The sequence below is a fragment of the Herbiconiux sp. A18JL235 genome (assembly GCF_040939305.1).
Taxonomy (GTDB): domain Bacteria; phylum Actinomycetota; class Actinomycetes; order Actinomycetales; family Microbacteriaceae; genus Herbiconiux.
This window is the reverse complement of the sequence record NZ_CP162511.1, coordinates 2,937,314-2,963,196: the sequence shown is the minus strand read 5'-3', so window position 1 is coordinate 2,963,196 and position 25,883 is coordinate 2,937,314. Positions and strand designations below refer to the sequence as shown.

General features: G+C 70.2%; 28 protein-coding genes and 1 tRNA gene. 19 read left to right on the top strand and 10 right to left on the bottom strand.

The genetic code is table 11. The features are described 5' to 3' along the window. Window positions 1-45: 45 nt before the first annotated feature. The 5 genes from ABFY20_RS13870 to ftsY all read left to right on the top strand — a co-directional run bounded on the left by ABFY20_RS13870 (window position 46) and on the right by ftsY (window position 3,784). Window positions 46-117, top strand: a tRNA-Gln gene (locus tag ABFY20_RS13870). Between the two features lie 98 nt (window positions 118-215). Next, complete coding sequence (glmU, locus tag ABFY20_RS13865) at window positions 216-1,667, top strand: bifunctional UDP-N-acetylglucosamine diphosphorylase/glucosamine-1-phosphate N-acetyltransferase GlmU (RefSeq protein WP_368496812.1); 1,452 nt, start codon at window positions 216-218, stop codon at window positions 1,665-1,667. Continuing rightward, window positions 1,668-2,645, top strand: coding sequence for a ribose-phosphate diphosphokinase (locus tag ABFY20_RS13860; RefSeq protein ID WP_368496811.1), 978 nt, complete (start codon window positions 1,668-1,670; stop codon window positions 2,643-2,645). 1 nt (window position 2,646) lies between these two features. Further along, window positions 2,647-2,919, top strand: a complete 273-nt coding sequence (locus ABFY20_RS13855) for a mycoredoxin (protein WP_368496810.1) — start codon at window positions 2,647-2,649, stop codon at window positions 2,917-2,919. Next, window positions 2,912-3,784, top strand: a complete 873-nt coding sequence (gene ftsY / locus ABFY20_RS13850) for a signal recognition particle-docking protein FtsY (protein ID WP_368496809.1) — start codon at window positions 2,912-2,914, stop codon at window positions 3,782-3,784. The genes ABFY20_RS13855 and ftsY overlap by 8 nt, the downstream gene beginning before the upstream one ends. Before the next feature lie 112 nt (window positions 3,785-3,896). Here the strand turns inward: ftsY and ABFY20_RS13845 are convergent, their stop codons facing one another. Further along, window positions 3,897-4,724, bottom strand: a complete 828-nt coding sequence (locus ABFY20_RS13845; RefSeq protein WP_368496808.1) for an alpha/beta fold hydrolase — start codon at window positions 4,722-4,724, stop codon at window positions 3,897-3,899. Window positions 4,725-4,881: 157 nt separating this feature from the next. Between ABFY20_RS13845 and ABFY20_RS13840 the strand changes: the two genes are divergently transcribed. Continuing rightward, a complete protein-coding gene (locus ABFY20_RS13840; RefSeq protein WP_368496807.1) occupies window positions 4,882-5,031 on the top strand; it encodes a hypothetical protein in 150 nt (49 codons plus the stop codon). Between the two features lie 98 nt (window positions 5,032-5,129). On the opposite strand, the gene araA is transcribed toward ABFY20_RS13840, so the two are convergent. The 7 genes from araA to ABFY20_RS13805 all read right to left on the bottom strand — a co-directional run bounded on the left by araA (window position 5,130) and on the right by ABFY20_RS13805 (window position 13,435). Beyond that, entirely contained in the window at window positions 5,130-6,656 is a 1,527-nt protein-coding gene (araA, locus tag ABFY20_RS13835) for an L-arabinose isomerase (RefSeq protein ID WP_368496806.1), read from the bottom strand. Then, window positions 6,653-7,378: an L-ribulose-5-phosphate 4-epimerase gene (locus ABFY20_RS13830; protein ID WP_368496805.1), complete on the bottom strand. Its 726-nt coding sequence runs from the start codon at window positions 7,376-7,378 to the stop codon at window positions 6,653-6,655. The genes araA and ABFY20_RS13830 overlap by 4 nt, the downstream gene beginning before the upstream one ends. Window positions 7,379-7,566: 188 nt before the next feature. Next, a complete protein-coding gene (locus tag ABFY20_RS13825) occupies window positions 7,567-9,204 on the bottom strand; it encodes a xylulokinase (protein WP_368496804.1) in 1,638 nt (545 codons plus the stop codon). Between the two features lie 162 nt (window positions 9,205-9,366). Further along, the gene (locus ABFY20_RS13820) at window positions 9,367-10,584 is read right to left on the bottom strand and encodes a LacI family DNA-binding transcriptional regulator (RefSeq protein ID WP_368496803.1); all 1,218 of its coding nucleotides are present in this window, start codon (window positions 10,582-10,584) and stop codon (window positions 9,367-9,369) included. 97 nt (window positions 10,585-10,681) lie between these two features. After that, complete coding sequence (locus ABFY20_RS13815) at window positions 10,682-11,566, bottom strand: LLM class flavin-dependent oxidoreductase (protein WP_368496802.1); 885 nt, start codon at window positions 11,564-11,566, stop codon at window positions 10,682-10,684. A gap of 37 nt (window positions 11,567-11,603) precedes the next feature. Next, the gene (locus ABFY20_RS13810) at window positions 11,604-12,998 is read right to left on the bottom strand and encodes an MFS transporter (RefSeq protein WP_368496801.1); all 1,395 of its coding nucleotides are present in this window, start codon (window positions 12,996-12,998) and stop codon (window positions 11,604-11,606) included. Further along, window positions 12,995-13,435 carry a MarR family transcriptional regulator gene (locus ABFY20_RS13805; RefSeq protein WP_368496800.1) on the bottom strand — a complete coding sequence of 147 codons (441 nt, stop codon included), beginning with the start codon at window positions 13,433-13,435 and terminating at the stop codon, window positions 12,995-12,997. The genes ABFY20_RS13810 and ABFY20_RS13805 overlap by 4 nt, the downstream gene beginning before the upstream one ends. A gap of 96 nt (window positions 13,436-13,531) precedes the next feature. On the opposite strand from ABFY20_RS13805, the gene ffh reads away from it, so the two are divergent. Both ffh and ABFY20_RS13795 read left to right on the top strand, forming a co-directional pair. Next, the gene (gene ffh, locus ABFY20_RS13800; RefSeq protein ID WP_368496799.1) at window positions 13,532-15,109 is read left to right on the top strand and encodes a signal recognition particle protein; all 1,578 of its coding nucleotides are present in this window, start codon (window positions 13,532-13,534) and stop codon (window positions 15,107-15,109) included. A 64-nt stretch (window positions 15,110-15,173) separates the two neighbouring features. Then, the gene (locus ABFY20_RS13795; RefSeq protein WP_368496798.1) at window positions 15,174-15,980 is read left to right on the top strand and encodes an LLM class F420-dependent oxidoreductase; all 807 of its coding nucleotides are present in this window, start codon (window positions 15,174-15,176) and stop codon (window positions 15,978-15,980) included. A gap of 185 nt (window positions 15,981-16,165) precedes the next feature. On the opposite strand, the gene ABFY20_RS13790 is transcribed toward ABFY20_RS13795, so the two are convergent. Continuing rightward, window positions 16,166-17,344 (bottom strand): glutamate--cysteine ligase, encoded by a 1,179-nt coding sequence (locus tag ABFY20_RS13790; RefSeq protein ID WP_368496797.1) that lies wholly within the window; start codon window positions 17,342-17,344, stop codon window positions 16,166-16,168. Window positions 17,345-17,520: 176 nt separating this feature from the next. Here ABFY20_RS13790 and rpsP point away from each other — a divergent pair, with 176 nt between their 5' ends. From rpsP to trmD, 4 genes are all read left to right on the top strand, one after another. Then, entirely contained in the window at window positions 17,521-17,988 is a 468-nt protein-coding gene (rpsP, locus tag ABFY20_RS13785; protein ID WP_368496796.1) for a 30S ribosomal protein S16, read from the top strand. Between the two features lie 2 nt (window positions 17,989-17,990). Beyond that, on the top strand, window positions 17,991-18,227 hold the full coding sequence (locus ABFY20_RS13780; RefSeq protein ID WP_171704072.1) for an RNA-binding protein: 237 nt from the start codon (window positions 17,991-17,993) through the stop codon (window positions 18,225-18,227). Then, on the top strand, window positions 18,178-18,828 hold the full coding sequence (rimM, locus tag ABFY20_RS13775; protein ID WP_368496795.1) for a ribosome maturation factor RimM: 651 nt from the start codon (window positions 18,178-18,180) through the stop codon (window positions 18,826-18,828). The genes ABFY20_RS13780 and rimM overlap by 50 nt, the downstream gene beginning before the upstream one ends. A 138-nt stretch (window positions 18,829-18,966) precedes the next feature. After that, window positions 18,967-19,683, top strand: coding sequence for a tRNA (guanosine(37)-N1)-methyltransferase TrmD (gene trmD, locus ABFY20_RS13770; protein ID WP_368496794.1), 717 nt, complete (start codon window positions 18,967-18,969; stop codon window positions 19,681-19,683). A 54-nt stretch (window positions 19,684-19,737) separates the two neighbouring features. Here the strand turns inward: trmD and map are convergent, their stop codons facing one another. Beyond that, window positions 19,738-20,505, bottom strand: coding sequence for a type I methionyl aminopeptidase (gene map / locus ABFY20_RS13765; protein ID WP_368499797.1), 768 nt, complete (start codon window positions 20,503-20,505; stop codon window positions 19,738-19,740). 84 nt (window positions 20,506-20,589) lie between these two features. On the opposite strand from map, the gene ABFY20_RS13760 reads away from it, so the two are divergent. From ABFY20_RS13760 to ABFY20_RS13730, 7 genes are all read left to right on the top strand, one after another. Further along, a complete protein-coding gene (locus ABFY20_RS13760) occupies window positions 20,590-21,087 on the top strand; it encodes a hypothetical protein (RefSeq protein WP_368496793.1) in 498 nt (165 codons plus the stop codon). Between the two features lie 199 nt (window positions 21,088-21,286). Next, window positions 21,287-21,634: a 50S ribosomal protein L19 gene (gene rplS / locus ABFY20_RS13755; RefSeq protein WP_171704076.1), complete on the top strand. Its 348-nt coding sequence runs from the start codon at window positions 21,287-21,289 to the stop codon at window positions 21,632-21,634. A 63-nt stretch (window positions 21,635-21,697) separates the two neighbouring features. After that, window positions 21,698-22,594, top strand: coding sequence for a signal peptidase I (gene lepB, locus ABFY20_RS13750; protein WP_368496792.1), 897 nt, complete (start codon window positions 21,698-21,700; stop codon window positions 22,592-22,594). Next, window positions 22,594-23,379 (top strand): ribonuclease HII, encoded by a 786-nt coding sequence (locus ABFY20_RS13745; protein WP_368496791.1) that lies wholly within the window; start codon window positions 22,594-22,596, stop codon window positions 23,377-23,379. Before lepB ends, ABFY20_RS13745 begins: the two co-directional genes overlap by 1 nt. A gap of 12 nt (window positions 23,380-23,391) precedes the next feature. Then, on the top strand, window positions 23,392-23,715 hold the full coding sequence (locus ABFY20_RS13740) for a DUF2469 domain-containing protein (RefSeq protein ID WP_171704079.1): 324 nt from the start codon (window positions 23,392-23,394) through the stop codon (window positions 23,713-23,715). Window positions 23,716-23,815: 100 nt separating this feature from the next. Further along, window positions 23,816-24,175, top strand: coding sequence for a YraN family protein (locus tag ABFY20_RS13735; protein ID WP_368496790.1), 360 nt, complete (start codon window positions 23,816-23,818; stop codon window positions 24,173-24,175). After that, window positions 24,172-25,737: a YifB family Mg chelatase-like AAA ATPase gene (locus ABFY20_RS13730; RefSeq protein ID WP_368499796.1), complete on the top strand. Its 1,566-nt coding sequence runs from the start codon at window positions 24,172-24,174 to the stop codon at window positions 25,735-25,737. The genes ABFY20_RS13735 and ABFY20_RS13730 overlap by 4 nt, the downstream gene beginning before the upstream one ends. The last annotated feature ends 146 nt before the right edge of the window (window positions 25,738-25,883 follow it).

Here is a 25,883-nt window from a genome sequence, read left to right as displayed (position 1 = left end):
CCGCCAGGGTCTGGCAGACTTGACTACTGCATCGCCCGGCGATGTTCCGCGATGGTGTAATGGCAGCACGACAGCCTTTGGAGCTGTTAGGTCCAGGTTCGAGTCCTGGTCGCGGAGCTGCGCGCCGGAGCTATGGGAATCGCACCGCGATTCCGCGACGCCAGCGCCGAGTCAGCTGCGCTGGCTCGGTTACGAGGAAGATCTGAGGCAGCACCATGACCGACCCCCACCTCGCCATCGTCGTCCTCGCCGCGGGCCAGGGCACCCGCATGAAGTCGAGCACCCCGAAGCTCCTGCACGAGATCGCGGGCGTCCCCCTCATCGGCCACGTGCTCGCCACCGCGGGCGAGATGGATGCGGCGTACACCGTGAGCGTCGTGCGCCACGAGCGCGACCGCGTCGTCGAGGTCATCGAAGACCACTTCCCCTCCTCGATCATCGCCGACCAGGACGAGGTCGCGGGCACCGGCCGTGCGGTCGAGCAGGCCATCGCCGCACTCCCCGCCGACTTCGACGGCGACGTGCTCGTCGTCTCGGGCGACGTGCCCCTGCTCGACGCCGACACCCTCCGCGGTCTCGTCGCCGAGCACCGGGCGAGCGCCGCCTCCGCCACCCTGCTGAGCGCCGTGCTCGACGACGCCACGGGCTACGGCCGCATCGTGCGCGGCGACGGCGGTCTGCTCGACCGCATCGTCGAGCACAAAGACGCGAACGACTCCGAGCTCGCCATCCGCGAGATCAACGCCGGCGTCTACGTGTTCGGCCTGGCCGAGCTGCGCGACCAGCTCGCCCGGGTGAGCACCGACAACGCCCAGGGCGAGAAGTACCTCACCGACGTCATCGGCCTGCTGCGCCGGGCGGGGTCGGATGTCGCGGCCGTGCCGGTCTCCGAGCCGTGGCTCGTCGCCGGCATCAACGACCGCGCGCAGCTCAGCGAGGCCGCCGCCAAGCTCAACGCGCTCATCGTGCGCGGCTGGCAGCTGAACGGCGTCACCGTCGTCGACCCCGCGACCACCTGGATCGACCTCAAGGCGAGCTTCGAGCACGACGTCACCCTGCTCCCCGGCACCCAGATCAAGGGTGCGACGAGCATCGCCCGCGGCGCCGTCGTCGGCCCCGACACCACCCTGGTCGACTGCGAGGTGGGGGAGGGCGCCGTGGTGAAGCGCACCGACGCGACGCTCTCGGTGATCGGTGCCGGAGCATCCGTCGGTCCCTTCGCCTTCCTGCGGCCGAACACGGTGCTCGACGCCGACGGCAAGATCGGCACCTTCGTCGAGACGAAGAACGCGCACATCGGCGCGGGCTCCAAGGTGCCGCACCTGTCGTACATCGGCGACACCGAGGTGGGCACAGGCTCGAACGTGGGCGCCGGCACCATCACAGCCAACTACGACGGCGTGAACAAGCACCGCACCCAGGTGGGCTCGCACGTGCGCACCGGCTCGCACAACGTGTTCGTCGCCCCGGTTAGAATCGGAGACGGCGCCTACACGGGTGCCGGAACGGTGGTTCGCAAAGACGTGCCCGCCGGTTCGCTGGCGATCAACGTGGCCCCGCAGCGCAACCTGGCGGGGTGGGTCGAACAGAACCGGCCGGGTACGGATGCTGCTACCGCGGCCGCCGCCGCGCACGAGGCCTCGTCGGCCGAACAGATCGGAGAATAGGTGTCCGGAATCAAGGCCAGCACGGAGAAGAGCCTCGTCGTCGTCTCGGGACGAGCGCATCCGCAGCTGGCGGAGGACATCGCCGCCGAACTCGGCACCACCCTGGTGGAGACCGAGGCGCGCACCTTCGCGAACGGCGAGCTGTACATCCGCTACGGCGAGAGCGTGCGCGGCAGCGACGTGTTCGTCATCCAGTCGCACACCGCGCCCATCAACGAGTGGCTCATGGAGCAGCTCATCATGGTCGACGCCCTCAAGCGCGCGAGCGCGAAGCGCATCACCGTCGTCGCGCCGTTCTACCCCTACGCCCGGCAGGACAAGAAGGGCCGCGGGCGCGAGCCCATCTCGGCCCGTCTGGTCGCCGATCTGTTCAAGGCCGCGGGCGCCGACCGCATCATGTCGGTCGACCTGCACGCCGCGCAGATCCAGGGCTTCTTCGACGGCCCGGTCGACCACCTCTTCGCCATGCCCGTGCTGCTCGAACACATGCGCAAGTCGCTCGACCCGTCGACCCTCACGGTGGTCTCGCCCGACATGGGCCGCGTGCGCGTCGCCGACATCTGGAGCGACAAGCTGGGCGTGCCGCTCGCGATCATCCACAAGCGCCGCGACCCGCGGGTGCCGAACCAGGTGAGCGTTCACGAGATCGTCGGAGACGTGCGCGGCCGTGTGTGCCTTCTCGTCGACGACCTCATCGACACCGGCCGAACCATCGTCGCCGCTGCCGAAGCGCTGAAGGCCAACGGCGCCACCGGTGTCGTGGTGGCGGCGACTCACGCCGTGTTCTCCGACCCGGCCACGCAGATCCTCCAGTCGCCGTTCATCGACCAGGTCGTGGTCACCGACACCTTGCCGCTGCCGGCCGAGAAGCACTGGGACAGGCTCACCATCCTGCCCATCGCCCCGCTCATCGCGCGGGCCATCAACGAGGTCTTCAGCGACGGATCGGTCACCACCATGTTCGACGGAGATGCATGACATGAGCGCCCCTACCATCGACACCTACACGCCGGATGCCGGCAGCGTCACCATGTTCTCCACCAGCTGGTGCGGCTACTGCGCGCGCCTCAAGCAGCAGCTGAAAGCCCAGGGAATCGACTACACCGAGGTGAACATCGAGGAGGTCGAGGGCACCGCCGAGCTCGTCGCCTCGGTGAACGGCGGCAACCAGACGGTGCCGACCCTCGTCTTCCCCGATGGCTCCACCGCCACGAACCCCTCGGCACGAGAGGTCGCCGAGCGTCTTGGCTGAACGCAGCTGGTCGCTCTCGGGCGCGCTCCGCGGCATGTTCGCGAAGCGCACCATCGACGACGACACCTGGGACGACCTCGAGAGCGCTCTTCTCAAGGCCGACTTCGGCCCGACCGTCACGGAGGAGGTCGTCGACGACCTCCGGGCGAAGGTTCAGCGCTACTCCACCACCGACCCGCGCGACCTGCAACGGATGCTGCGCGAGACGATGGAGGAGCGGCTCTCGAAGTACGACCCCACCCTGAAGCTCACCGAGCGCCCCGCCGTGGTACTGGTGGTCGGCGTGAACGGCGTCGGCAAGACGACGACGATCGGCAAGTTCGCGCGGTTCCTCCGCACCTACGACCGCTCGGTCGTGGTGGGCGCGGCCGACACCTTCCGTGCCGCCGCGGTCGAGCAGCTCGCCACGTGGGCAACGCGTGCCGGCGTCGACATCGTGCGGCCGCAGCACGAGGGACAGGACCCGGCGTCGGTGGCGTTCCAGACCATCGAGCGGGCCACGGCGAACGGCACCGAGATCGTCATCATCGACACCGCCGGCCGACTGCAGACCAAGGGCGGGCTGATGGACGAGCTCGGCAAGATCCGCCGCGTCATCGAGAAGCAGGCGCCCGTGTCGGAGGTGCTGCTCGTGCTCGACGCCACCACCGGTCAGAACGGGCTCGCCCAGGCCGACGCGTTCGTGCAGCACGCCGGGGTCACGGGGCTCGTCATCACGAAACTCGACGGCTCGGCCAAGGCCGGTTTCGTGCTCGCGGTGCAGGAGAAGACGGGCATCCCCATCAAGCTCGTGGGCCAGGGCGAGGGCATCAACGACCTCACCGGATTCACCCCTCACGTCTTCGCGCAGAACCTCGTCGGCTGACGCGCGGCGCCGCGCCGCGCGCCTCGGCCCAACGACGGAAGCTCGGCGCGTGACGTCCTCACGACGGAGTCAGAGCCCGTCTCGCCGGGAGAACTCCGTCGTGTCGCGCGAGTCAGGCGGAGGCTGCTGCCGCGTCGACGGCGGCGAAGAACTCGCGGAGCGCCGGCGCGACCTCCGGCCGCCGCGGCGTGCTGCCGTGGTCGGCGCCCTCGACGAGCAGCAGCCGCGCCTCGGGCAGCAGCGCGCGCACGTGCTCGGCAGCGGTGAGCCGCGGCCGGTCGCGGGTGCCGGCGACGAGCAGCACCGGCATCGGGAGCGCGGCGATCGCCGCATCCTCCACCCGTTCGGCCTGCTCCGCCGCGCGCATGTAGGCGGCGAGGGCGGCGGCGTCGTTCGCGAGGAACGCTCCGCGGGTGGCGGGGTCGATGTCGTGTCCGGATGCTGCGGCCCACTCCTCGAGGAACAGCTCGACCCCGCCGCGCTCGAGGGCGGCGATGCTGTCCGGGAAGAACACCCGATCGAACACGCCTGAGCCCGTGCCGGGCGCCCCGGCGATGCTCGCGAAACTCGCCAGGCGCTGCGGATGCTCGGCGGCCAGCGAGAAGCCCAGCCGGCCGCCGAGGGAGTATCCGGCGTAGTGAACGCGGTCGAGCCCGAGGTGGTCGAGCAGCGCGATCACGTCGTCGACGAAGTGCTGCATCGCATAGTCATGGATACCGCGTGGCTTGTCGCTGCGCCCGTGGCCGCGCAGATCGACGGTGACGACGGGCCGGTCGGCGGCGAGCTCACGCAGATAGCCGAAGCCGCGCCAGATGGCCTGTGAGAGAGCGGTGCCGTGCACGAGCAGTGCGGGTGGTGCGGCGGTGACCGTCGGAGTCGTGGCCGCCGTCACGCGGTACGCGATCCGGGTGCCGCCGGTGGGAGAGGTGACGAAGTCCATCGCCGTCCACGCTACTGCGTGCCGCTGAGGCAGGGCACTCCACTGCTCGCATATTGGCATCTTGAAGTGGACCGCGAGGATCCGGGAGAGTAGAGCCAATCGGCGTCCAGCTCAGGTCGCCATCCGCTGATGCCATGCCAATCCCTCGGAGGTGCTCATGATTCTCATGCTGATCGTTCTCGCGCTCGCGGCTGTGCTCGGAATCGTCGCCACCGTCGTCGACCTTGCCCGAGACGGCTACCGGCCCCGTGCTGTGCGAGCCACCGATGGCGTGCGCGACCCGTTCGCCGAAGAGGCGCGGTTCTGAGAGGGCCCCTCGGTACGGCGAAGGCCGGCCGCACCGAGTAATCGGATGCGGCCGGCCTCCTCTGGTCGGGGAATCTCGGGTCGCGTGAACCCGAGAACCTACAGGCCCTGGGCGAGCCGGTAGTACGCCTGGTTCCAGCGCACCTCGTTGGCGAAGCCGCGCAGGGTGGTGTCGGCGTCGATGCGGAGGAGCTCGGTGCGGGCGATGGCGGCGAAGTCTTCGAAGACCTCGATGCCCACGGCCGTCGACATCACCGTGTGGTGCGCGGCGCCTGCCGTCAGCCAGGCCGCGGCCGAGGTGGCGAAGTCGGGCGCAGGGCGCCAGACGGCGCGGCCGACGGGGAGGTGGGGGAGCGCCGCCCGCGGCTCGACCACCTCGACGACGTTCGCCACGAGCCGGAAGCGGTCGCGCAGGTCGCTCATCGCCACCACGACGGCGGGGCCGGGGTCGGCGGTGAACACGAGGCGCACGGGGTCGTCTTTGCCGCCGATGCCGAGCGGGTGGATCTCGAGGCTCGGCTTGGCGGAGGTGAGCGACGGGCTCACCTCGAGCATGTGGGCGCCGAGGATGGTCTCGGCTCCGGGGACGAGGTCGTAGGTGTAGTCCTCCATGAGGCTCGCGCCGCCGGGGAGGCCTGCGCCCATCACGTTCGCGGCGCGCACGAGGATCGCCGTCTTCCAGTCACCCTCGGCGCCGAAGCCGTAGCCCTCGGCCATGAGGCGCTGCACCGCGAGGCCGGGCAGCTGCTTCAGCGCGCCCAGGTCTTCGAAGCTCGTGGTGAAGGCACCGAAGCCGCCCTCCTCGAGGAACGAGCGCAGACCGATCTCGATGGCGGCACCGTCGCGCAGCGACTGGTGGCGGTCGCCGCCCGCGCGGAGCTCGGGCACGACGTCGTAGAGCTCTTCGTACTCGGCCACCAGCGCGTCGATCTCCGACTCCGGAGCGGCGGCCACCGCATCCGCCAGCTCGTTGACGCCCCAGGTGTTCACCTGCACGCCGAACTTCAGCTCGGCCTCGGTCTTGTCGCCCTCGGTCACGGCGACGTAGCGCATGTTGTCGCCGAAGCGAGCGAGCTTCAGCGTCTTGACGGCCTGCCAGCCGGCGGCGGCGCGAGCCCACTCGCCGATCTTCGACTGCACCTCGGGGTTCGAGGCGTGACCCACGACGGTCTTGCGGGCCACGCCGAGGCGGGTCTGGATGTACCCGAACTCGCGGTCGCCGTGCGCCGCCTGGTTGAGGTTCATGAAGTCGAAGTCGATCTCGGCGTAGGGGAGTTCGACGTTGGCCTGGGTGTGCAGGTGCAGCAGCGGCTTCTGCAGGGCGTCGAGACCGGCGATCCACATCTTGGCGGGGCTGAAGGTGTGCATCCAGGCGATGACGCCGATCACCGAGTCGTCGGCGTTGACGTCGAGGGCGGCGCGGCGGATCGACTCGGAGTCTTTCAGCACGGGCTTCCAGACGATCTTCACGGGAATGCTGGAGGCGGCCTCGAGGGTCGCCGCGATCTCCTGCGACTGCTCGGCGACCTGGCGCAGGGTCTCCTCGCCGTAGAGGTTCTGGCTGCCGGTGAAGAACCAGATCTCGTAGGGGTCGAGGGAGGTGGAGAGAGGAGTGCGAGTGCTCAATTCAGTGATCCTGTCGGGTTCTGTCCGTAGACGTTCTGGTAGCGGTCGAAGAGGGCGTCGATGGCCTCGGGGGCGATCGGCTGCGGGGTGCCGAGCTGGCGGGAGAAGTGCACGGTGCGGGCCACGTCTTCGACCATCACCGCTGCTTTGACGGCGTCGCGTGCGTCTTTGCCGATGGTGAACGGGCCGTGGTTCTTCATCAGCACGGCGCGGGAGCGGTGGCCCTGGAGGGTCTCCACGATGCCGCGGCCGATGGAGTCGTCGCCGATGATGGCGAACGGGCCGATGGGCACCTCGCCGCCGAACTCGTCTGCCATCGCCGTGGTGACGCAGGGGATCGGCTCGCCGAGCGCCGCCCAGGCCACGGCGTAGGGCGAGTGGGTGTGCACGACACCGCCCACGTCGGGCATGTTGCGGTAGACGTAGGCGTGAGCGGCGGTGTCGCTCGAGGGGGAGCGGTCGGAACCGGGGGTTCCCGGAACGACGTTCCCGTCGAGGTCGCAGAGGATCATGTTGTCGGCGGCGAGGTCGTCGTAGTCGACGCCGGAGGGCTTGATGACGAAGAGGTCGGCTCCCGGCACACGGCCCGAGATGTTGCCACCCGTCCACACCACGAGGCCGTAGCGGGTGAGCTGGGCGTGCAGCGCGGCGACCTCGGTGCGCAGGCGCGCGATCGTCTCCTCGAGATGGGCGGGTACGGCGGGTGGCTCCGTGGTGGTCACGGTGTCGGTCCTTCCTGGTGGGGCGGATGCGGTGGAGCGGTCGGGGCGGGGCGGATGCGGTGCCCCGTCGGGGCGCGGGTGGTGCGGTGGTCGGTGGCTGGTGTGTGGCCTTGGTTCGCGCGGTGGCGGTGGTCGGGTGGCGGGGGCGGAGTGCGAGCGGAGTCGGACGGTGTGCGGCGGTCGGTGGGTCAGCCGAGGTTCTCGACGGCGGCGCGCTCGACGGCGAGGCCGGCGCGGTAGCGCTCGAGATAGGCGGCGAAGCCGGCGACGTCGCTCGCAAGCGGCTCGGCGGTCGAGAACTCCGCGCCCGCGAACACCGTGTCGTCGAGGTAGGCGCCGAGGTCGAGTGCCTGGCCCGCCCCGGCGGCCTGCGTGCGTGCCCTGAGGAACGACGCGAGCACGGCGATGCCCCAGGCCCCGCCCTCGGAGGCGGTGGCGGCGACCGCCACGGGGGCGTCGAGCGCGCCGGCGAGGAAGCGCTGCGCGACCCCTGCTGTGCGGAACATCCCTCCGTGCGCGAACATGCGGTCGAGCTCGACCCCCTCGTCGCTCAGCACGCGCATGCCCAGGCTGAGGGTGCCGAACACCCCGTAGAGTTGTGCCCGCACGAAGTTGGGGAGGGTGAGTCTGCTGTCGGGGCTCCGCACCACCAGCGGTCGGCCCTCGTCGAGCCCGGCGATGGGTTCGCCCGCGAGGTGGTTGTAGGCGAGGAGCCCGCCGGCGTCGGCCTCACCCTCGAGGGCTGCGCCGAAGAGGGCGTCGAACACCGCGTCGGAGCCGAGCGGGGTACCCGCAGCCGTCGAGAAGGCGCCGAACAGGCCGGCCCACGCGGCGAGCTCGCTCGCCCCGTTGTTGCAGTGCACCATCGCGACGGTGTCGCCGGCGGGTGTGGTGACCAGGTCGAGCTCGTGGTGGAGGCCGCCGAGAGGGCGTTCGAGCACCACCATGGCGAAGATGCTCGTGCCCGCGCTCACGTTGCCGGTGCGGGGAGCGACGGCGTCGGTGGCGACCATGCCCGTGCCGGCGTCGCCCTCCGGCGGACAGAACGGGATGCCGGGGGCGAGTGCCCCCGTGGGGTCGAGCAGCGCCGCCCCCTCCGCGGTGAGCTCGCCCGCGGCCTCGCCGGCCACGAGCACTTCGGGGAGCACGGCAGCGAGGTCGATGCCGGCCGCACGCGGGGCGGCGAGCCCGGCGTAGCGCTCGAGCAGCTCTGCGTCGTAGTCCCTCGTCGTGGAGTCGATCGGGAACATGCCGGAGGCATCGCCGACACCGAGCACACGGCGGCCGGTGAGCTTCCGGTGAACGTACCCGGCGAGGGTAGTGACGAAGTCGATCTCCGCCACGTGCGGCTCGGCGTCGACCACCGCCTGGTGCAGGTGGGCGATCGACCAGCGCAGCGGGATGTTCACGCCGAAGAGCTCGGTGAGCTCGGCCGCGGCCACGCCGGTGGTCGTGTTGCGCCAGGTGCGGAACGGCACGAGCAGTTCGCCGGCGGAGTCGAACGGCAGGTAGCCGTGCATCATGGCGGAGACGCCGATGGCACCGAAGCCCTCGGGCCGCACGCCGTGACGCTCCTCGGCGTCGGCGACGAGCGCCGCGTAGGCCGACTGGAGGCCTGTCCAGACCTCGTCGAGCGGATACGTCCAGAGGCGATCGACGAAGCTGTTCTCCCAGTCGTGCGACCCCACGGCGAGCACGGTGGCGTCGTCGTCGATCAGGCACGCCTTGATGCGGGTCGACCCGAACTCGATGCCGAGGGACGTGCGCCTGCCGAGGATGGCGGCGGCCTCGGGGCTCGTCGCCTCCGGGGGGACGGCTGACGTCATGGGAGCTCCTCACTCGAGCGGGGAGCGCGTTCTCCCGGCTCGCATCACGGCATTGTGATCGATCACAATTCGTCGATCAGTGTACGGCACGGGGGTGCCGAGGGGAACAACCAGCCCTTGATTGTGGATGACTTCTCAGAGCCGTCGGCTGGGGAAAACCGATCAGCGAGACGGCGACGAGGTCGAGTGCCGCACCACGAGGCGGGTCTCCGACGACCGGTCGCGCGCATCCGTCGCCCCGTCGAGAAGTCGGTCGACCGCGAGGCGCCCGATCTCGGCGAAGTCCTGGCGCACCGTGGTGAGCGGCGGCAGGTAGTGCGCGGCCTCGGGCGCGTCGTCGAAACCCACGACGCTGAGGTCGCGCGGAACGGCGAGCCCCGCGTCGTGCGCCGCGTGCAGCACGCCGAGCGCCATCTGGTCGTTCGACGAGAACACGGCGGTGACGTCGAACTCGGCGAGCTCGCCGAAGGCGCGGTAGCCCGACGCGGCGCTCCAGTCGCCGGTCGCCACGGCGGCGGCACTGAGCCCGCGGTCGGCGAGCTCCCGCTCGAACCCCACGCGGCGCGAGCGCGCATCGATCCAGTCGGCGGGGCCCGCGATGTGCCCGATGCGCCGGTGGCCGAGACCGGCGAGATGGGCCACCGCCCGCCGCGCTCCCGCGACCTGGTCGGGCGCCAGCCCGGCGCCGCCCGCCGCGCCTGCGCCACGGGCGCCGCCCGGCGAACCCGCCGCACCGGCGCCACCCGCCACGCCCGCGCCCGCCCCACCGGTGTCGTCCGCCGCACCGGCGCCACCCGCTGCGCCCGCCCCGCCCGCGCCCGCGCCACCCGCCGCGCCCGCACCCGCGCCACGGAACCCGCCGCGCGCGCCCCCCGCCAGCGCGAGCTCCTGCGTCGTCACGTACGGGATCGTGAACGAGGCGGCGACAAGCGCATCCATCACCCCCAGCTGCGGAGCCACGACGATGATGCCCTCCGCCGACAGGTTCCCGAGATGGTCGAGCGCCTCGGCCACCGAGGCGGGGTCGAGCCCGTCGGCGTTCGCGATGCTCACGCTGTAGCCCCGCCGTCGCGCCGCCGCCTCGACCGCGGCGATGGTCGAGGCCGGCCCGTACTCCCCGCTCGACGTCGACAGGATGCCGAGGATGCGCGACCGGCTCGACGACAGCGTCCGCGCCGCGAAGTTGGGCCGGTAGCTGAGCTCCGACATGGCGTCGAGCACCTTCTGCCGGGTCGAGGCGCGCACGTTCGGATGGTCGTTGAGCACCCGCGACACGGTCTGATGCGACACCCCGGCGACCTTCGCCACATCGAACACGCTCGCCGCCCGCGTGCCGGCCGGTCTGGTCGCCTCGGGCACCTCCCGCTCGTCGCCCGTCATGGTTCGATTATGGGGGCAGGCGAACGGATGCTCGCCACGCCACCGGAGACCGCGGCACTCGGCCGAGCGAAGGCCCGCCCCGGCACCCGAGACGGCCTCAGCCGGCGAAGCGCGAGGCCACCTCGACCAGCACCTCCTCCGACCCGGCGTAGATGCCGGAGTCGCGTGGCCAGTGGGCGATGACGTCGGTGAAGCCGAGCTCGGCGGCGTTGCCGACCGCGTCGTCCCACGCGCCGACGCTCGAGAGCGAGAAGAACGCCTCGGAGTCGAGCGAGAGGTACCGGTCGATCGAGCGCGGGTCGCGCCCTGCGGCGGCCAGCGCGTCGTCGAGCCTGCGGCAGAGCTCGGCGAGCAGTCGCCAGCGCTCCGCGCCCACGAGGTCGTCGTGCGCGGTGGTCACCCAGCCCTGGCCGTAGCGCGCCGCGAGCGCCAGACCCTTGGGCCCGTTGGCGGCCACGACGAAGGGGAGCCGCGGCGACTGTGCCGGAGTCCCCACCATGCGGGCGTCGCGCGCCGCGAACCACTTCCCGTCGAAGGAGAAGCCCGAGCGCGAGCCGCCCTCCTCGTACCGCAGCAGCGCATCCAGCTGCTCGACGAACTCCGCGAACCGCTCGTGGCGTTGGCGAGGCGTCAGCTGCGCCTGCCCCAGCACCGAGGCGTCGAACCCCGTGCCGCCTGACCCCACGCCGAGCACGAACCGCCCTCCCGACACGTCGTCGAGCGTGCCCAGCTCCTTCGCGAACGGCACCGGGTGCCGGAAGTTCGGCGACGCCACGAACAACCCGAGACGGATGCGCGACGTCACCACCGCCGCGGCGGTCAGCGTGGGAACGGATGCGCCCCACGGCTGATCGGCGAGCGACCGCCACGACAGGTGGTCGTAGGTCCAGGCATGGGCGAAGCCGAGTTCTTCGGCGAGCCGCCAGCGGCGCTCAGACTCGGGCCACGAGTGCTGGGGGAGGATGACGATTCCGTGCCTCATGACCTCACTGTCGCACGTCCCGGGCCCGGGACGCGCTTCAGGCCCGGCGCGCGTCGGCCTCCTCGGTCTCGAGGTCCTCCCGCAACTCCTCGGAGGCCGCCACCCCCGAGAACGACCCCGTCGCGGTGACCTGGTCGCGCATCCGGTCGCCCGGGCCGAACTCGAGCCGCAGCGGCACCCGCAGCCGCAGCGCCGCCCCGCCCGCCACGCGCTCCACCCACCGCAGCCGCGCGTCGCGGTACACCACGAGCCACACCGCACCGATGACGAACGCGACCACCCCGGCGAGCGCGGCGACGCCGAGTGCCCAGCGCGGCCCGAGCGTATTCGCCACCGCCCCCAGCACGGGCGCGCCGATCGGGGTGCCGCCCATGAAGATGGCCATGTACAGCGCCATGACGCGCCCGCGCATGGCCGGGTCGGTGGTGGTCTGCACCGTGCCGTTCGCCGTCGTCATGAGCACCTGGCCGGCGAATCCGATGGCGACGAGCGCCATCGCGAAGAACGCGTAGCCGGGCGAGAGCGCGGCGGCGAGTGCCGACAGGCCGAACCCCAGCGAGGCGGTCACCACGAGCCGCCCGCGCGGCTTGTCGCGGCTCGCGGAGAGCAGGGCGCCCGCCACCGAGCCCACCGCCATGATCGAGGTGAGCAGCCCGAAGCCCGCCGAGTCGAGTCCGAACTCCACGGTCGCCATGGTCGAGGTGAAGATGGCGTAGTTGAAGCCGAAGGTGCCGATGACGAACACGATGACGAAGATCACGAGGAGGTCGGGCCGGCCCCGCACGTAGCGGAAACCCTCGAGCAGCTGGCCCTTGCTGCGCGGCGCCCGCGTCACCGGAACGAGCCGCGAGGGGCGGATGAACCTCAGCGACACCAGCACGGCCACGAACGAGACGGCGTTGATGAGGAACACCCACCCCGCCCCGACCGCGACGACGAGCAGCCCCGCCACGGCGGGCCCGATGGTGCGCGCGGCGTTGAACGACGCCGAGTTGAGCGCGACGGCGTTGCCGAGGTTCGGCCCGGTCACGAGCTCCGATACGAAGGTCTGCCGCACCGGGGCGTCGATCGCCGACGCGATGCCGAGCAGCAGCGCGAACACGTAGACGATCCACAGCTGCGCGACCCCCGCCAGCACGATCGCGCCGAGGGCCGCGCCGAGCAGGCCCATCGCCAGCTGCGTGAGCATGAGCGTGCGGCGGCGGTCGAAGCGGTCGGCGATGAGGCCCGACAGCGGCACGAGCAGCAGTTGCGGCCCGAGCTGCAGCGCCGTCGTGATGCCGAGCGCGACGGCATCGTGGTCGCTCAGCTCGGTGAGCACGATCCAGTCCTGGGCCGTGCGCTGCATCCAGGTGCCCACATTCGACACCAGGGCGCCGGCGAACCAGATGCGGTAGTCGATCGTCGCCAGGGAACGGAAGACGGCGCTCACGCCTCCAACAGCTTCCGGATGATCGTCGCGGCCTCGGTGAGCGCGTGGCGCTCGTCGGCGCTCAGCTCGTCGAGTCGCTGCTCGAGCCAGGCGTCTCGTCGGCGGCGGGTCTCCTGCACGACGGCACGCCCCGCATCCGTCAACGACACCGACACCATGCGCCGGTCGTCGGAGCTCGGCGTGCGATCGACGTAACCTGCCTCCTGCAGGGCGTTGAGGGTGCGGTTCATCGACGGCGGGCTCACGTGCTCGAAGGCGCTGAGGGCGGCCGGCGACTGGGCCCCGCGACGTTCGAGGTAGGCGAGCACGCTGGTCTGACCGTCGCTCAGCTCGTCGTCGGCCTTCTCGAGCCGCAGCCGGCGGGCCAGCCGCAGCGTCGCCCCACGCAGCTCGGCGGCGAACGGATGCGCGGGTGCGGCGGGAAGGACAGCGGACATATCGTTAGCATACGCTAATTAGCATTGCTAACGAATCGAGTGTTCGCCCAGAGCACGCCGAGCTCCCGGCCCCGCACCGGTTAAACTGAGTGCACCATGGCTACTTTTGGAAATCTCTCGGACAGGCTCTCGGAAACCTTCAAGAACCTCCGCACGAAGGGCAAGCTGAGCCCGGCCGACGTCGACTCGACGGTCCGCGAGATCCGCCGCGCCCTGCTCGACGCCGACGTCGCGCTCGAGGTCGTGAAGGAGTTCACCGGCAAGGTGCGCGAGCGCGCCCTCGGCGACGAGGTGAACCGTGCGCTGAACCCCGCGCAGCAGGTCGTGCAGATCGTCAACGAGGAGCTCGTGCAGATCCTCGGCGGTCAGCAGCGGCGGCTCGAGTTCGCCAAGCGCCCGCCGACAATCATCATGCTCGCGGGCCTCCAGGGTGCCGGTAAGACGACCCTGGCCGGCAAGCTCGCCAAGTGGCTCGCCAAAGACAACCACACGCCGCTGCTCGTCGCCGCCGACCTGCAGCGCCCGAACGCCGTCAACCAGCTGCAGATCGTGGGTGGGCAGGCGGGGGTCGCGGTCTACGCGCCCGAGCCCGGCAACGGGGTGGGCAACCCGGTGCAGGTCGCGAAAGACTCCATCAAGTTCGCGGTCGACAAGCAGTACGACACGGTCATCATCGACACCGCAGGCCGGCTCGGCGTCGACGCTGACATGATGAAGCAGGCCGCCGACATCCGCCGTGCGACGAACCCCGACGAGGTGCTCTTCGTCATCGACTCCATCATGGGTCAAGACGCCGTGGCCACGGCCCGCGCCTTCCAGGAGGGCGTCGACTTCACAGGCGTCGTGCTCACGAAGCTCGACGGCGACTCCCGCGGTGGTGCCGCGCTCTCGGTGGCCTCGGTCACCGGCCGCCCCATCATCTTCGCCTCGACCGGTGAGACCCTCGACGACTTCGAGGCATTCCATCCCGACCGGATGGCGTCGCGCATCCTCGACCTCGGCGACATCCTCTCCCTCATCGAGCAGGCGCAGTCGGCCTTCGACGAGGAAGAGGCGCGCAAGGTCGCCGAGAAGTTCGCGACCGACAGCTTCACGCTCGACGACTTCCTGAAGCAGATGCAGCAGCTGCGCAACGTCGGCTCCATCAAGAAGATGATGGGCATGCTGCCCGGCGCAGGCGGTCTGAAGCAGCAGCTGGAGAACTTCGACGAGCGCGAGATCGTGCGCACCGAGGCGATCATCCAGTCGATGACCCCCGCCGAGCGCACGAACCCCAAGCTCCTGAACGGCTCACGGCGCCTGCGCATCGCGCGCGGCTCGGGCATGACGGTCACCGACGTCAACTCGCTCGTGCAGAGGTTCGAGCAGGCGGCGAAGATGATGAAGACGGTGGCCAAGGGCGGCGTGCCGAACGTTCCCGGCATGGGCCCCATCCCGGGCGCCGGCTTCGGGGGCGGGCGCGGCAAGCAGCAGGCGAAGAAGAAGAGCGGATCGCGCTCGGGCAACCCGGCGAAGCGCGCAGCTGAGAACGCGGCACGGGCGGCAGGCGAGAAGCCGGCGGTGACCGCTAGCACGAGCGGGGGCGCAGGTTTCGGGCTGGGCTCGAAGGCCGCGAACGGCTCCGCGAACCCCAGCCCCGAAGAGCTCGAGGCGTTGCAGCGGTTCCTCCGCTGACCACTCGGGGACTTCTCCGGAGGCGGCTGCCGCGCAGGGGGTCAGGGTGCCTAAGCTGACACTCATGACCACAACCTCCCGCCCTGTGCGCGTCGGCGTGCAGATCGCCCCCCAGCACTCCTCCTACGCCACCATCCGCGACACCCTCGCCGAGCTCGAAGACCTCGACGTCGACGTCGCCTTCAACTGGGACCACTTCTACCCGCTCTCGGGCGAGCCCGACGGCCTGCACTTCGAGGGGTGGACCATGCTCGCCGCCTGGGCCGAGCAGACCACGCGCATCCAGTTCGGCCCGCTGGTCACCTGCAACAGCTACCGCAACCCCGACCTGCTCGCCGACATGGCCCGCACCGTCGACCACATCAGTGCGAAGGACGGCGCGGAGGGCCGGCTCGTGTTCGGCATCGGCTCGGGCTGGTTCGAGCGCGACTACGACGAGTACGGCTACGAGTTCGGCACCGCAGGCCAGCGCCTCGACGCGCTCTCGGAGGCGATGCCGCGCATCGAGGCGCGCTGGGCGAAGCTCAACCCCGCGCCCACCCGCGACATCCCCGTGCTGATCGGCGGTGGCGGCGAGAAGAAGACGCTCCGCATCGTCGCCCAGCACGCCGACATCTGGCACTCCTTCTCCGACACCGAAACCCTCGAGCGGAAGCTCGGAGTGCTCGGCGAGTGGTGCGAGAAGGTCGAGCGCGACGTCTCCGACATCGAGATCTCGGTCGGCACCCGCTCGGCCGACAACTCCACCCTCCGCGACCGCGACCGTCAGCTCGAACTCGGCGTCACCCTCTTCACCCTCGGCGTCTCCGGCCCCGACATCGCCATGGACGAGGTGCGCGACCTCGTAAAGTGGCGCGACTCAGTGCGCTGACTGTGCTGGCTGCGGCCGGGGCCGTGCTGCGCGCGGCTCCGGCCGGCCGCGCCGGTCCTTGCCCGGCGCGGCGCGACATGTGAAGGGGTGGTCGCTGGCGCGGCCACCCCTTCACCTTGGGTTGTCTGGGAAGGGCCCGTTGCGGTGCGGCTCGCCTCCGAGTTGCGGGTGGGTGCGGGTGCCTTCTAGATGACGAAGTCTTCCTGGGGCTCCTCGGGTTTGGCGGGGAGGGGCTTCAGTCCGTGGCGGAGTTCCTTGGTGAGGGAGGAGACGACGGCGCGGAGGCTGCCGCCGTTCTGCTCGGCGACCCTGAGCTGGCGCTGGTAGCTGGCGCCGTTGTCGAGGATGAGGTTCACCTGGTCGAGCTCGGCCACGCAATCGAGCCGTTCGGCGACCGGGGCGAGGCGTTCCAGCTCGCGGCGGATCGCATCCGACACCGGCTCCTCGTCGCCGGCGGCGTTCAAGATGATCTCCGCATCCATGCCGTAGCGGGCCGCGCGCCATTTGTTCTCGCGCACGAACCACGGCTGCATCGTGGGAAGCACCTCGCCGGCGTCGAGCTTCTCCGACATGTCGTCGACGAGGCACTGGATGAACGCGGCCACCGCCCCGATCTCCTCCGGGCTCGACAGCCCGTCGCAGGCCCGCATCTCGACGGTTCCCCACTGCGGGCTCGGCCGCACGTCCCACCGCACCTCGGTGTGGTCGCTGATCACCCCGGTCTTCACCAGGTCGGCGACGTACTCCTCGTAGTTCGCCCAGCTGCCGAACTGGTAGGGGAGCCCCGCGGTGGGCAACTGCTGGAACATGAGCGCCCGGTTGCTGGCGTACCCCGTGTTCACGCCGCCCCAGAACGGGCTCGAGGCGCTGAGCGCCTGCAGGTGCGGGTAGTAGTCGAGCAGCGAGTTCGCCACCGGCAGCGCCTTCTCGCGATCGTCGATGCCCACGTGCACGTGGATGCCCCAGATCATCATGTTGCGACCCCACCACTGCGTGCGGTCGATGAGCTTGTGGTAGCGCTCCTTGTCGGTCACCGTCTGCTCGAACCACTGACCGAAGGGATGCGAGCCCGCGCACATGAGCTCCACGTCGAGCGGGTCGGTGATGGCGCGCACCTCGGCGAGCTGCCCCTGGAGGTCGTCGACCGCATCCGACACCGTGTGGTGCACGCCGCTGACGAGCTCGACCGTGTTGAGCAGCAGCTCCTCGGTGATGTGCGGATGCGGGGCGTCGCCCTCGCCCCGAAGGGCCGTGAGCACGACGTCGGCCGCCGAGACCAGATCGCCGGAGGATCGCTCCACCATGGCGACCTCCCACTCGATCCCGAGGGTCGAGCGCTCCGACTCGGCGAACTTGATCTCCATCTGCACCCCTCGAGAATTACCGCTTGTGCGGCGTTATCTGTCAGAATAGCCAGTCGAGTCCGTCTGCGCCCGACCCTCTAATCAGGCCGTGACGGAATCCCTCAGAGCTTGTGCCGAGTGTGCCCCCACGCTCACGGTCGTCAGTTCGCCCACCTCATAGATCACACAGGAGAATTGTGGCTGTCAAAATCCGTCTGAAGCGCCTCGGCAAGATCCGTGCGCCCTACTACCGCATCGTCGTCGCCGACTCGCGCACCAAGCGCGACGGTCGCGTCATCGAGGAGATCGGTCTGTACCACCCGACCGAGGAGCCCTCGCTCATCCAGGTCGACTCCGACCGCGCCCAGTACTGGCTCTCGGTCGGCGCGCAGCCCACCGAGCAGGTCGCCGCGCTGCTGAAGCTCACCGGCGACTGGGGCAAGTTCAAGGGCGACAAAGACGCCGTGTCGACCGTCAAGGTCAAGGGCGAGAAGGAAGCCTTCGTCGCCGACGAGAAGAAGAAGCCGGTGCTGAAGCCCAAGGCCGAGAAGCCCGCCGCAGTCGAGGCCGAGGCCGCCGCCGACGCCGAGGCCGCAGCAGCGACCGACTCCGAGGCGAACGAGGCGGCAGTCGAGTCCGCCGAAGACGCCGCGGACAAGGCGTAGCCTTGCTCGCTCCCGCACTCGAGCACCTCGTCAAGGGGATCGTCGACAACCCCGCCGAGGTGCGGGTCATCACGAAGAGCTCACCACGCGGCGAGGTTCTCGAGGTGCGTGTGCACCCCGACGACCTCGGCCGCGTGATCGGTCGTTCCGGGCGCACCGCCAAGGCGCTGCGCACCCTCGTGACCGCACTTGCCGACGGACGTCGGGTGCGGGTGGACGTGGTGGACACCGATTACTGAGAACGAGAAGACCCAGCTCCGAGTCGGTCGCCTCACCAAGGCCCACGGCCTGAAAGGCGCGATCAAGCTCGAACTGTTCACCGACGACCCGGAACGACGATTCGTTCCGGGCGCGGTGTTCACCCTCCAGGTGCCGACCTCGTCGCCCTGGCACGGGAAGACCCTCGAACTGGCCGAACTGCGCTGGTACAACGGGCATCCGGTGGGGTTCTTCAAGGGCGTGCCCGACCGCACGGCGGCGGAGGCGCTGGTGAAGGCGATCCTCTGGATCGACCTCGACGCCGACGCCACCTCCGACGAGGAGGACGCCTGGTACGACCACCAGCTCGTCGGGCTGCGTGTGCTGCGCGACGGCGAGCAGGTGGGCACCGTGAAGCTGGTGGAGCACCTGCCCGCGCAAGACCTGCTCGTGGTAAAGACGGCCGACGCCCGCGAGGTGATGGTGCCGTTCGTCAAGGCGATCGTGCCCGCCGTCGACCTGGCTGCCGGCACCGTCACGGTCACCCCGCCCGCCGGGCTCTTCGAGGAGCTGCCCGACGACGAGCCGCCGGCGCCTGCCGCGGCGTCGCCCGCCGCCGCGCCCCCCGACGGCGTTCATTAACGCAAGAATTTCGAAGACCGAGGCCATATGCGCCTCGGTCTTCGTCATTCGTGCGGTTTCGAACCGCCATCGGCCAGGTGCGCGTCTCGGCTACCGCGTGCGGCGGCTCAGTCTGAGCGGCGAAGCTACGCTGGGGGGATGCGCATCGACGTCGTCACGATCTTCCCCGAGTTCTTCGACGTGCTCGACATCTCGCTGCTCGGCAAGGCGCGCCAGTCGGGAATCCTCGAGGTGACGGCGCACTCGCTGCGCGACTTCACGCACGACCGCCACCGCACCGTCGACGACACGCCTTACGGCGGCGGCGCGGGCATGGTGATGAAACCCGAGCCGTGGGGGGAGGCACTCGACGCGGTGCTGGGCGATGCGCCCGAGGCCGGCCCGGCCGAGGGTCCCGACGCGCCCGTCGTCATCTTCCCCTCGCCCGCCGGCACCGTCTTCACCCAGGCGATGGCGCGCGAGCTTGCCACCCGCGAGCACCTGGTGTTCGGATGCGGTCGCTACGAGGGCATCGATCAGCGCGTCTTCGAGAACACCGCCGAGCGTGCCGAAGTGCGCCTCGTGAGCATCGGCGATTACGTGCTGAACGGCGGCGAGGTGGCCGTCATGGCGATGATCGAGGCGATCGGGCGGCTCATCCCCGGCGTCGTCGGCAACCCCGACAGTCTGGTCGAGGAGTCGCACGAAGACGGACTGCTGGAGTACCCGAGCTACACGAAGCCGGCGAGCTGGCGCGGGCTCGAGGTGCCTCCGGTGCTGCTGAGCGGCAACCACCGGGCGATCGCCGAGTGGCGCCGCGGGCAGCAGCTCGAGCGCACGCGGCGCGTGCGACCCGACCTGCTGCCGCCCGAGTAGCGCGGCGGGTGCGGCGCCGCGCCGCACCGCACGCGCGCCGCGGGATCGCAGCCGCTACCGCGCCGTCAGAACGAGCGGCCCGTCCTCCGTGATCGCCACCGTGTGCTCCATGTGCGCCCCCACCGACCCGTCGGCCGAGCGCAGCGTCCAGCCGTCCTTGTCGGTGTAGATCTTGTCGGTGGTCTCGAGGAACCACGGCTCGATCGCGATCACGAGCCCGGCCCGCAGCGGCAGTCCGCGCCCGGCACGCCCCTGGTTCGGTACGTGCGGGTCGCCGTGCATGGTGCGGCCCACCCCGTGGCCGCCGAAATCGGTGTTCACCCCGTAGCCCGCCTCGGTCGCGACAGCGCCGATCGCTGCCGAGATGTCGCCGAGACGCCCGCCCGGCTGCGCGGCGGCGATCCCCGCCTCGAGGGCCGCCGTCGTCACCTCGATCAGCCTGGTGTCCTCGGCGGAGCGCGGCGTGCCGACGACGACAGTGAGCGCCGAGTCGGCCACCCACCCGTTCACCGAGGCGGCGAAGTCGAGGCTCACGACGTCGCCGTCGCGGAGCGCGTAATCGAACGGCAGCCCGTGCAGCACGGCGTCGTTGACGCTCGTGCAGAGCACCTTGCCGAAGGGCGATGCGCCGAAGGACGGGTGGTAGTCGATGTAGCACGACTCCGCCCCGCGAGCCTTGATCATGTCGTGGGCGATGCGGTCGAGCTTCAGCAGGTTCACGCTCACCGCCGCCTGCCGCGAGAGCTCGGTGAGCACCTCGGCGACGAACGCGCCGGCGGGGCGCATCTCCTCGATCTCCGCGGGGGTCTTGAGCTCGATCATGCGGGTACCTTCCTTCGTGTCCATGAAGACCCTACCCACCCGGGACTCAGCGAACATCCGGAGAGGCTGCATACTCTTGACCTCGTGATCATCCGTCGGGCCTTCTTCTACTGGCAGTTCCCCGCTGCGGTGATCCTCCCCGCGTGGATCCTGGTGGGCTGGGGCATCTTTGCCGCCACCGGCTGGCAGATCATCGGCCTCATCGTCGGCGTCATGATGCTCACCGTCGCCATGCTCGCCACCGCCGCCCTCATCTTCGCGCGCAAAGACGTGCGGGCCGAGCGCGCCGTGTCGTGGCTCGACGTGGGGCTGCTCACCGTGCTGCACGGTCTCGTCATCGCCGTCGGCTTCTTCACCGAGGCGACGGGCCTTCTCGGCACCCTCGCCATCGTCGCCGTGATCGCCCTGTTCTGGTCGGGAATCATCCAGCTCGTCATGGAGACCAGGCGCCGCGTGCGCGAGGCGCTCTCGAACTACGAAGCACAGGCGGCGCGCATCACGAACACCCCGCGTCGTCCGCGCAACGACGGCGACTACATCGTCATCGAGACCAGCGACGGGCCGGCCTCACCGCGCATCTGAGCCCCGCGCATCCGCTCGTCGTCGACCAGGGCGACGGATGCTCGTGCCGGCTTTTGCGCCGCCCGCGATGCGTATGGCACAATTGACGATTGTGCCGCGGCCAGGCTCTGCCACAGGGGAGCCAGCATTTCTCGGGCACGACCTCGACCGACAATAAGCCGTAGTCGACCTGTGGCGGGTACAGATTGCGAACAACACCATGCACATCCTCGACTCCGTCGATGCAGCATCGCTCAAGAGCGACATCCCGAACTTCCGTGCCGGCGACACCGTCAAGGTGCACGTGAACATCATCGAAGGCACGCGCTCGCGTATCCAGGTCTTCCAGGGCGTCGTCATCGGCCGCTCGGGCGAAGGCGTGCGCGAGACCTTTACCGTGCGCAAGGTCAGCTTCCAGGTGGGCGTGGAGCGCACCTTCCCGGTGCACTCGCCGGTCATCGACCACATCGAGCTCGTCACCCGCGGTGACGTGCGTCGCGCGAAGCTGTACTACCTCCGCAACCTCCGTGGCAAGAAGGCCAAGATCAAGGAGAAGCGCGACGCGTAGTCGCTCCACCCAGCTATCCTGAGCTCCCGACCGTTACAGTTGGTCGGGAGCTCAGGCGGTTAAATGACAGATACATCAGTGCCCTCGTACGACACGAGCGACGACACCGCCCCCGAGCGGAGGCCCCGGCAGTCCAAGCGCTCCCGGAGCGCCTGGCTGTTCGCGCGCGACCTGCTCGTCATCTTCGTGATCGCGCTGCTCGCCTCGGTGCTCATCAAGACCTTCCTGGTGCGCTCGTTCTACATCCCCTCCGGGTCGATGGAGAACACGCTGCAGATCAACGACCGCATCCTGGTCAACCAGCTCGAGCCCTCGCTCATCCCGATCAGCCGTGGTGACGTCGTCGTGTTCAAAGACCCGGGCGGGTGGCTTCCGCCGACTGCGGAACCTCAGAAGAATCCCATCGCCGCCGCCGTCGACTGGGTGCTCGAGGGCGTCGGCCTCGCCGCCGACGACGCGAACGACCACCTCATCAAGCGGGTCATCGGCCTGCCGGGCGACACCGTCGCCTGCTGCAACGCGCTCGGGCAGATGACGGTGAACGACGTGCCACTCGACGAGTCGGCGTACCTCAAGCTGCCCGACGGCGTCTCTGCGGTCTCGCAGGAGCCGTTCGAGGTGACCGTTCCCGCCGACTCCCTCTGGGTGATGGGCGACAACCGCTACAACTCGGCCGACTCGCGTTTCAATCAGGACAAGCCCGGCAATGGATTCGTGCCCGTCCGAAACGTCGTGGGCCGAGCCATCCTCGTCACCTGGCCGATGGACCACTGGACGTGGCTCGACAATTACGCCACCGTCTTCGACGGAATCCCCACCGTGGCTCCGGCGGGTGTCCCGTCGGGTGGAACCGAGGGGTCGCCCGCTCCCACGCCCGCCTCCGCCCCTGCTGCCGCCGGGCCGGCTCCGGATGCCGTGGTCGGCGCCATCGCGGCCCCGGCGCTCCCGGGGGCGCGCTGATGGCACCCGTCGCCGACCCGACGCTCCGCTTCGAACGCTCGCTGCTGCCGGAGCGCACCGGGTTCGTGATCGGCTGCGACGAGGTGGGGCGCGGTGCGCTCGCCGGACCGGTCGCGGTCGGCCTCGCCGTGGTGCGGGTGACGAACGGCACGCGGGTGCCGAAGGGCTTGCGCGACTCGAAGATGCTGTCGGAGGCGCGCCGTGAGGAGCTCTCGCCCGTAGCTCGGCGCTGGAGCGTGGCTCATGCGGTGGGTTACGCCTCTGCCGAGGAAATCGACCGGCTCGGCATCAGCGCGTGCCTCGGTCTCGCGGGCGCCAGGGGCCTCGCCGAGCTCGCGACGGCCGGTATCGACGTGAGCGCCACGACGATCGTGCTCGACGGCCAGTGGGACTGGCTGTCGGCTGCGGTGCCCCACCCGGTGACGGTGCGCACGAAGATCAAGGCCGACCGTGACTGCGCGTCGGTCGCCGCAGCATCCGTCATCTCGAAGGTGGCCCGAGACCGGCTCATGATCGAGCACCACGGCAGCTACGACGGCTACGGCTGGGTGCGCAACAAAGGGTATGCGAGCGAGGAGCACCGCGACGCGATCCTGTCGCTCGGGCCGACGGAGCTGCACCGGCACACCTGGCTGTCGAAGATGCTCGCCGTCGCCGAGGCGGAGGCGAGCGCGGTCTCGTTGTTCGACCTCGAGGGGATGGACGGCCTCGACCGGGTCGGAGACCTCGCTGCCGGTGGGCCCGGCGCCGACGCTGCGGCGGAGACCGCCGACTCGGCGGCTTAGACTGGAGTCACGATGGACGAAGACGAATTCGAGGACTACGACCGCGAGGTCGAGCTTGCCCTGTACCGCGAGTACCGCGACGTTGTCTCCCAGTTCAAGTACGTGATCGAGACCGAGCGCCGTTTCTACCTCGCGAACGAGGTCGAGCTCAGCCGTCGTGACACCGAGCACGACTTCTACTTCGAGCTCACCATGAACGACGTCTGGGTGTGGGACGTGTACCGGTCCGACCGCTTCGTGAAATCGGTGCGGGTGCTGACCTTCAAAGACGTGAACGTCGAGGAGCTCTCGAGCAAGGACTTCGAGCTGCCGAAGGAGCTCGCGCTCGACGAGTAACGGGTTCTCCACAACCGTGCTTTTCTGACGCCCGTCCACAGATCCGTCTCCTGCGCCCTGCGCTCCGCCCTGCCTCCCCAGGCTGGTCGCGGAGGCAACGATGAAGGCGAAAGACGAACTGGGCCGGCGGGGCGAGAACCTGGCGGCGGCACACCTCGAGCAGAGCGGTTACCGGGTGGTGGAGCGCAACTGGCGCTGCCACGTCGGTGAGATCGACATCGTCGCGTACGACGCCGACTGCCTCGTCGTGGTGGAGGTGAAGACGAGGTCGTCGCCCGCCTACGGGCATCCCTTCGAGGCCATCACCGAGGCGAAGCTGCGGCGGCTCCACCTGCTCCTGCGGCAGTGGGTCGCCGAGCGAGAGGTGCACCGGCCCGCAGACGCGCGCGTCGACGTGGTGGGAATCGTGTGGCCCGAGTTCGGTGAGCCCCATGTCCGCCACCTCAAGGCGGTCGGCTGATGGTGGCGCGCACGGTCTCGGTCGCGCTGCTCGGGATGTCGGGTGCCGTCGTCGAGGTGGAGGCGCACATCGCGGATGCGATACCCGGCTTCCAGATCATCGGCCTGCCCGATGCCGCCCTCTCCGATTCGAAAGACCGCGTGAGGGCCGCTGCGGCCAATGACGGGTGCCCGCTCCCGACGAAGAAGATCGTGGTGAACCTGTCGCCGGCGTCGCTGCCGAAGCAGGGCTCCGCCTACGACCTCGCCATCGCGGTGGCCGTGCTCGCGGCCGAGGGTGCGGTCGATGCGTCGGCGATCGAGGGCGTCGTGCACCTCGGTGAGCTGAGCCTCGACGGGCGGGTGCGGCCCATGAGCGGGCTGCTCCCCGCCATGGTGGCGGCGCGCGCGGCCGGCTACTCGCGTTTCGTGGTGCCCCGGGGCAACGAGGCCGAGGCGGCGCTCGTGCCGGGCGTGAGGGTCACGGCGGTCACGTCGCTCCGCGACGCGCTCATCGCGCACGGTGCCGAGCTCGAGCCGAGGCTCGTCGAACCGCTGGTGCTCGCGTCGAGAGGCGCCGACGAGGCGCGTGCGGGCGACCTGTCCGACGTCGTCGGCAACGCCGACGCGGTCGAGGCGCTGGTCGTGGCCGCCGCCGGCGGCCACCACCTGTTGATGCTCGGCCCGCCCGGGGCGGGCAAGACGATGCTCGCTCAGCGCCTCCCGGCGCTGCTTCCCGATCTCGATGCGGAGCAGTCGCTCGTGGTCACGTCGGTGTCGTCGCTCGCGGGGCGCCCCGTGAGCGGGCTGATCACCCGGCCGCCGTTCGAGAGTCCGCACCACACGACGTCGGCGGCGGCTCTCGTGGGTGGCGGTTCGAAGATCATCCGTCCGGGCGCGGCCGCGCGGGCGGCCAACGGCGTGCTCTTCCTCGACGAGGCCCCCGAGTTCCCGGCGTCGGTACTCGACGCGCTCCGGCAGCCACTCGAATCGGGCAGCATCAGCATCCATCGCGCGCAGGCGGTCGCCGAGTTCCCCGCGCGGTTCCAGCTCGTGCTCGCGGCGAACCCCTGCCCCTGCGGGCAGTTCGGGGCGACCGACATCGCGTGCACCTGCACGCCGATCGCCCGTCGCCGCTACCTGGCCCGGCTGTCGGGTCCGCTGCTCGACCGGGTCGACCTGCAACTGAGGGTGAACCGGGTCACCTCCGCCGCGATGCGACTGGCTGCCGACGACGGTCCGGGGGCGGTGCCGCACACCACGACCGCGCTCGCGCGGGAGCGCGTGATGCGAGCTCGGGAGGTGAGCGCGGAGAGGCTTCGTGGGAGCGGGTGGAAGACGAACGCCGAGGTTCCCGGTGCCTGGTACAGATCGGGTGCTCAGCGTCTTCCCGCGTCCGTCACCGCGCCGATCGATCGTGCGCTCGAACGCGGAACTCTCACCATGCGCGGCTACGACCGTGTGCTGCGGGTCGCGTGGACGCTCGCTGATCTCGACGACGACGCCGGCGGCGCGGCCGGAGGGTCGCCCACAGGCCACCACATCGGGTGGGCGCTGTTCCTCCGCAAGTCGGTGGCCGTATGAGCGCCGGGGATGCGTCGCCGGTGCACCAGCTCGATGCGTCGCTCGTGAGGTCGCTCGTGGAGGGAGTTCGCGGTGGCAGACCGCGGAGAGAGGGCGGGATCGGCGAGGGTGCTCGAGGTGGAGGCGCTGGAGGCGAGGGGCCGCTC

Bases quoted from the DNA above. Each gene is read 5' to 3' on its own strand.
- trmD (WP_368496794.1), top strand. From the start codon at position 18,967: ATGCGCATCGACGTCGTCACGATCTTCCCCGAGTTCTTCGACGTGCTC.
- ABFY20_RS13795 (WP_368496798.1), top strand. From the start codon at position 15,174: ATGACCACAACCTCCCGCCCTGTGCGCGTCGGCGTGCAGATCGCCCCC.
- map (WP_368499797.1), bottom strand. From the start codon at position 20,505: ATGATCGAGCTCAAGACCCCCGCGGAGATCGAGGAGATGCGCCCCGCC.
- glmU (WP_368496812.1), top strand. From the start codon at position 216: ATGACCGACCCCCACCTCGCCATCGTCGTCCTCGCCGCGGGCCAGGGC.
- ffh (WP_368496799.1), top strand. From the start codon at position 13,532: ATGGCTACTTTTGGAAATCTCTCGGACAGGCTCTCGGAAACCTTCAAG.
- ABFY20_RS13745 (WP_368496791.1), top strand. From the start codon at position 22,594: ATGGCACCCGTCGCCGACCCGACGCTCCGCTTCGAACGCTCGCTGCTG.
- ABFY20_RS13840 (WP_368496807.1), top strand. From the start codon at position 4,882: ATGATTCTCATGCTGATCGTTCTCGCGCTCGCGGCTGTGCTCGGAATC.
- ABFY20_RS13805 (WP_368496800.1), bottom strand. From the start codon at position 13,435: ATGTCCGCTGTCCTTCCCGCCGCACCCGCGCATCCGTTCGCCGCCGAG.
- ABFY20_RS13815 (WP_368496802.1), bottom strand. From the start codon at position 11,566: ATGAGGCACGGAATCGTCATCCTCCCCCAGCACTCGTGGCCCGAGTCT.
- lepB (WP_368496792.1), top strand. From the start codon at position 21,698: ATGACAGATACATCAGTGCCCTCGTACGACACGAGCGACGACACCGCC.
- ABFY20_RS13820 (WP_368496803.1), bottom strand. From the start codon at position 10,584: ATGACGGGCGACGAGCGGGAGGTGCCCGAGGCGACCAGACCGGCCGGC.
- rplS (WP_171704076.1), top strand. From the start codon at position 21,287: ATGCACATCCTCGACTCCGTCGATGCAGCATCGCTCAAGAGCGACATC.
- ABFY20_RS13855 (WP_368496810.1), top strand. From the start codon at position 2,647: ATGAGCGCCCCTACCATCGACACCTACACGCCGGATGCCGGCAGCGTC.
- ABFY20_RS13825 (WP_368496804.1), bottom strand. From the start codon at position 9,204: ATGACGTCAGCCGTCCCCCCGGAGGCGACGAGCCCCGAGGCCGCCGCC.
- ABFY20_RS13735 (WP_368496790.1), top strand. From the start codon at position 23,816: ATGAAGGCGAAAGACGAACTGGGCCGGCGGGGCGAGAACCTGGCGGCG.
- ABFY20_RS13790 (WP_368496797.1), bottom strand. From the start codon at position 17,344: ATGGAGATCAAGTTCGCCGAGTCGGAGCGCTCGACCCTCGGGATCGAG.
- ABFY20_RS13845 (WP_368496808.1), bottom strand. From the start codon at position 4,724: ATGGACTTCGTCACCTCTCCCACCGGCGGCACCCGGATCGCGTACCGC.
- ABFY20_RS13740 (WP_171704079.1), top strand. From the start codon at position 23,392: ATGGACGAAGACGAATTCGAGGACTACGACCGCGAGGTCGAGCTTGCC.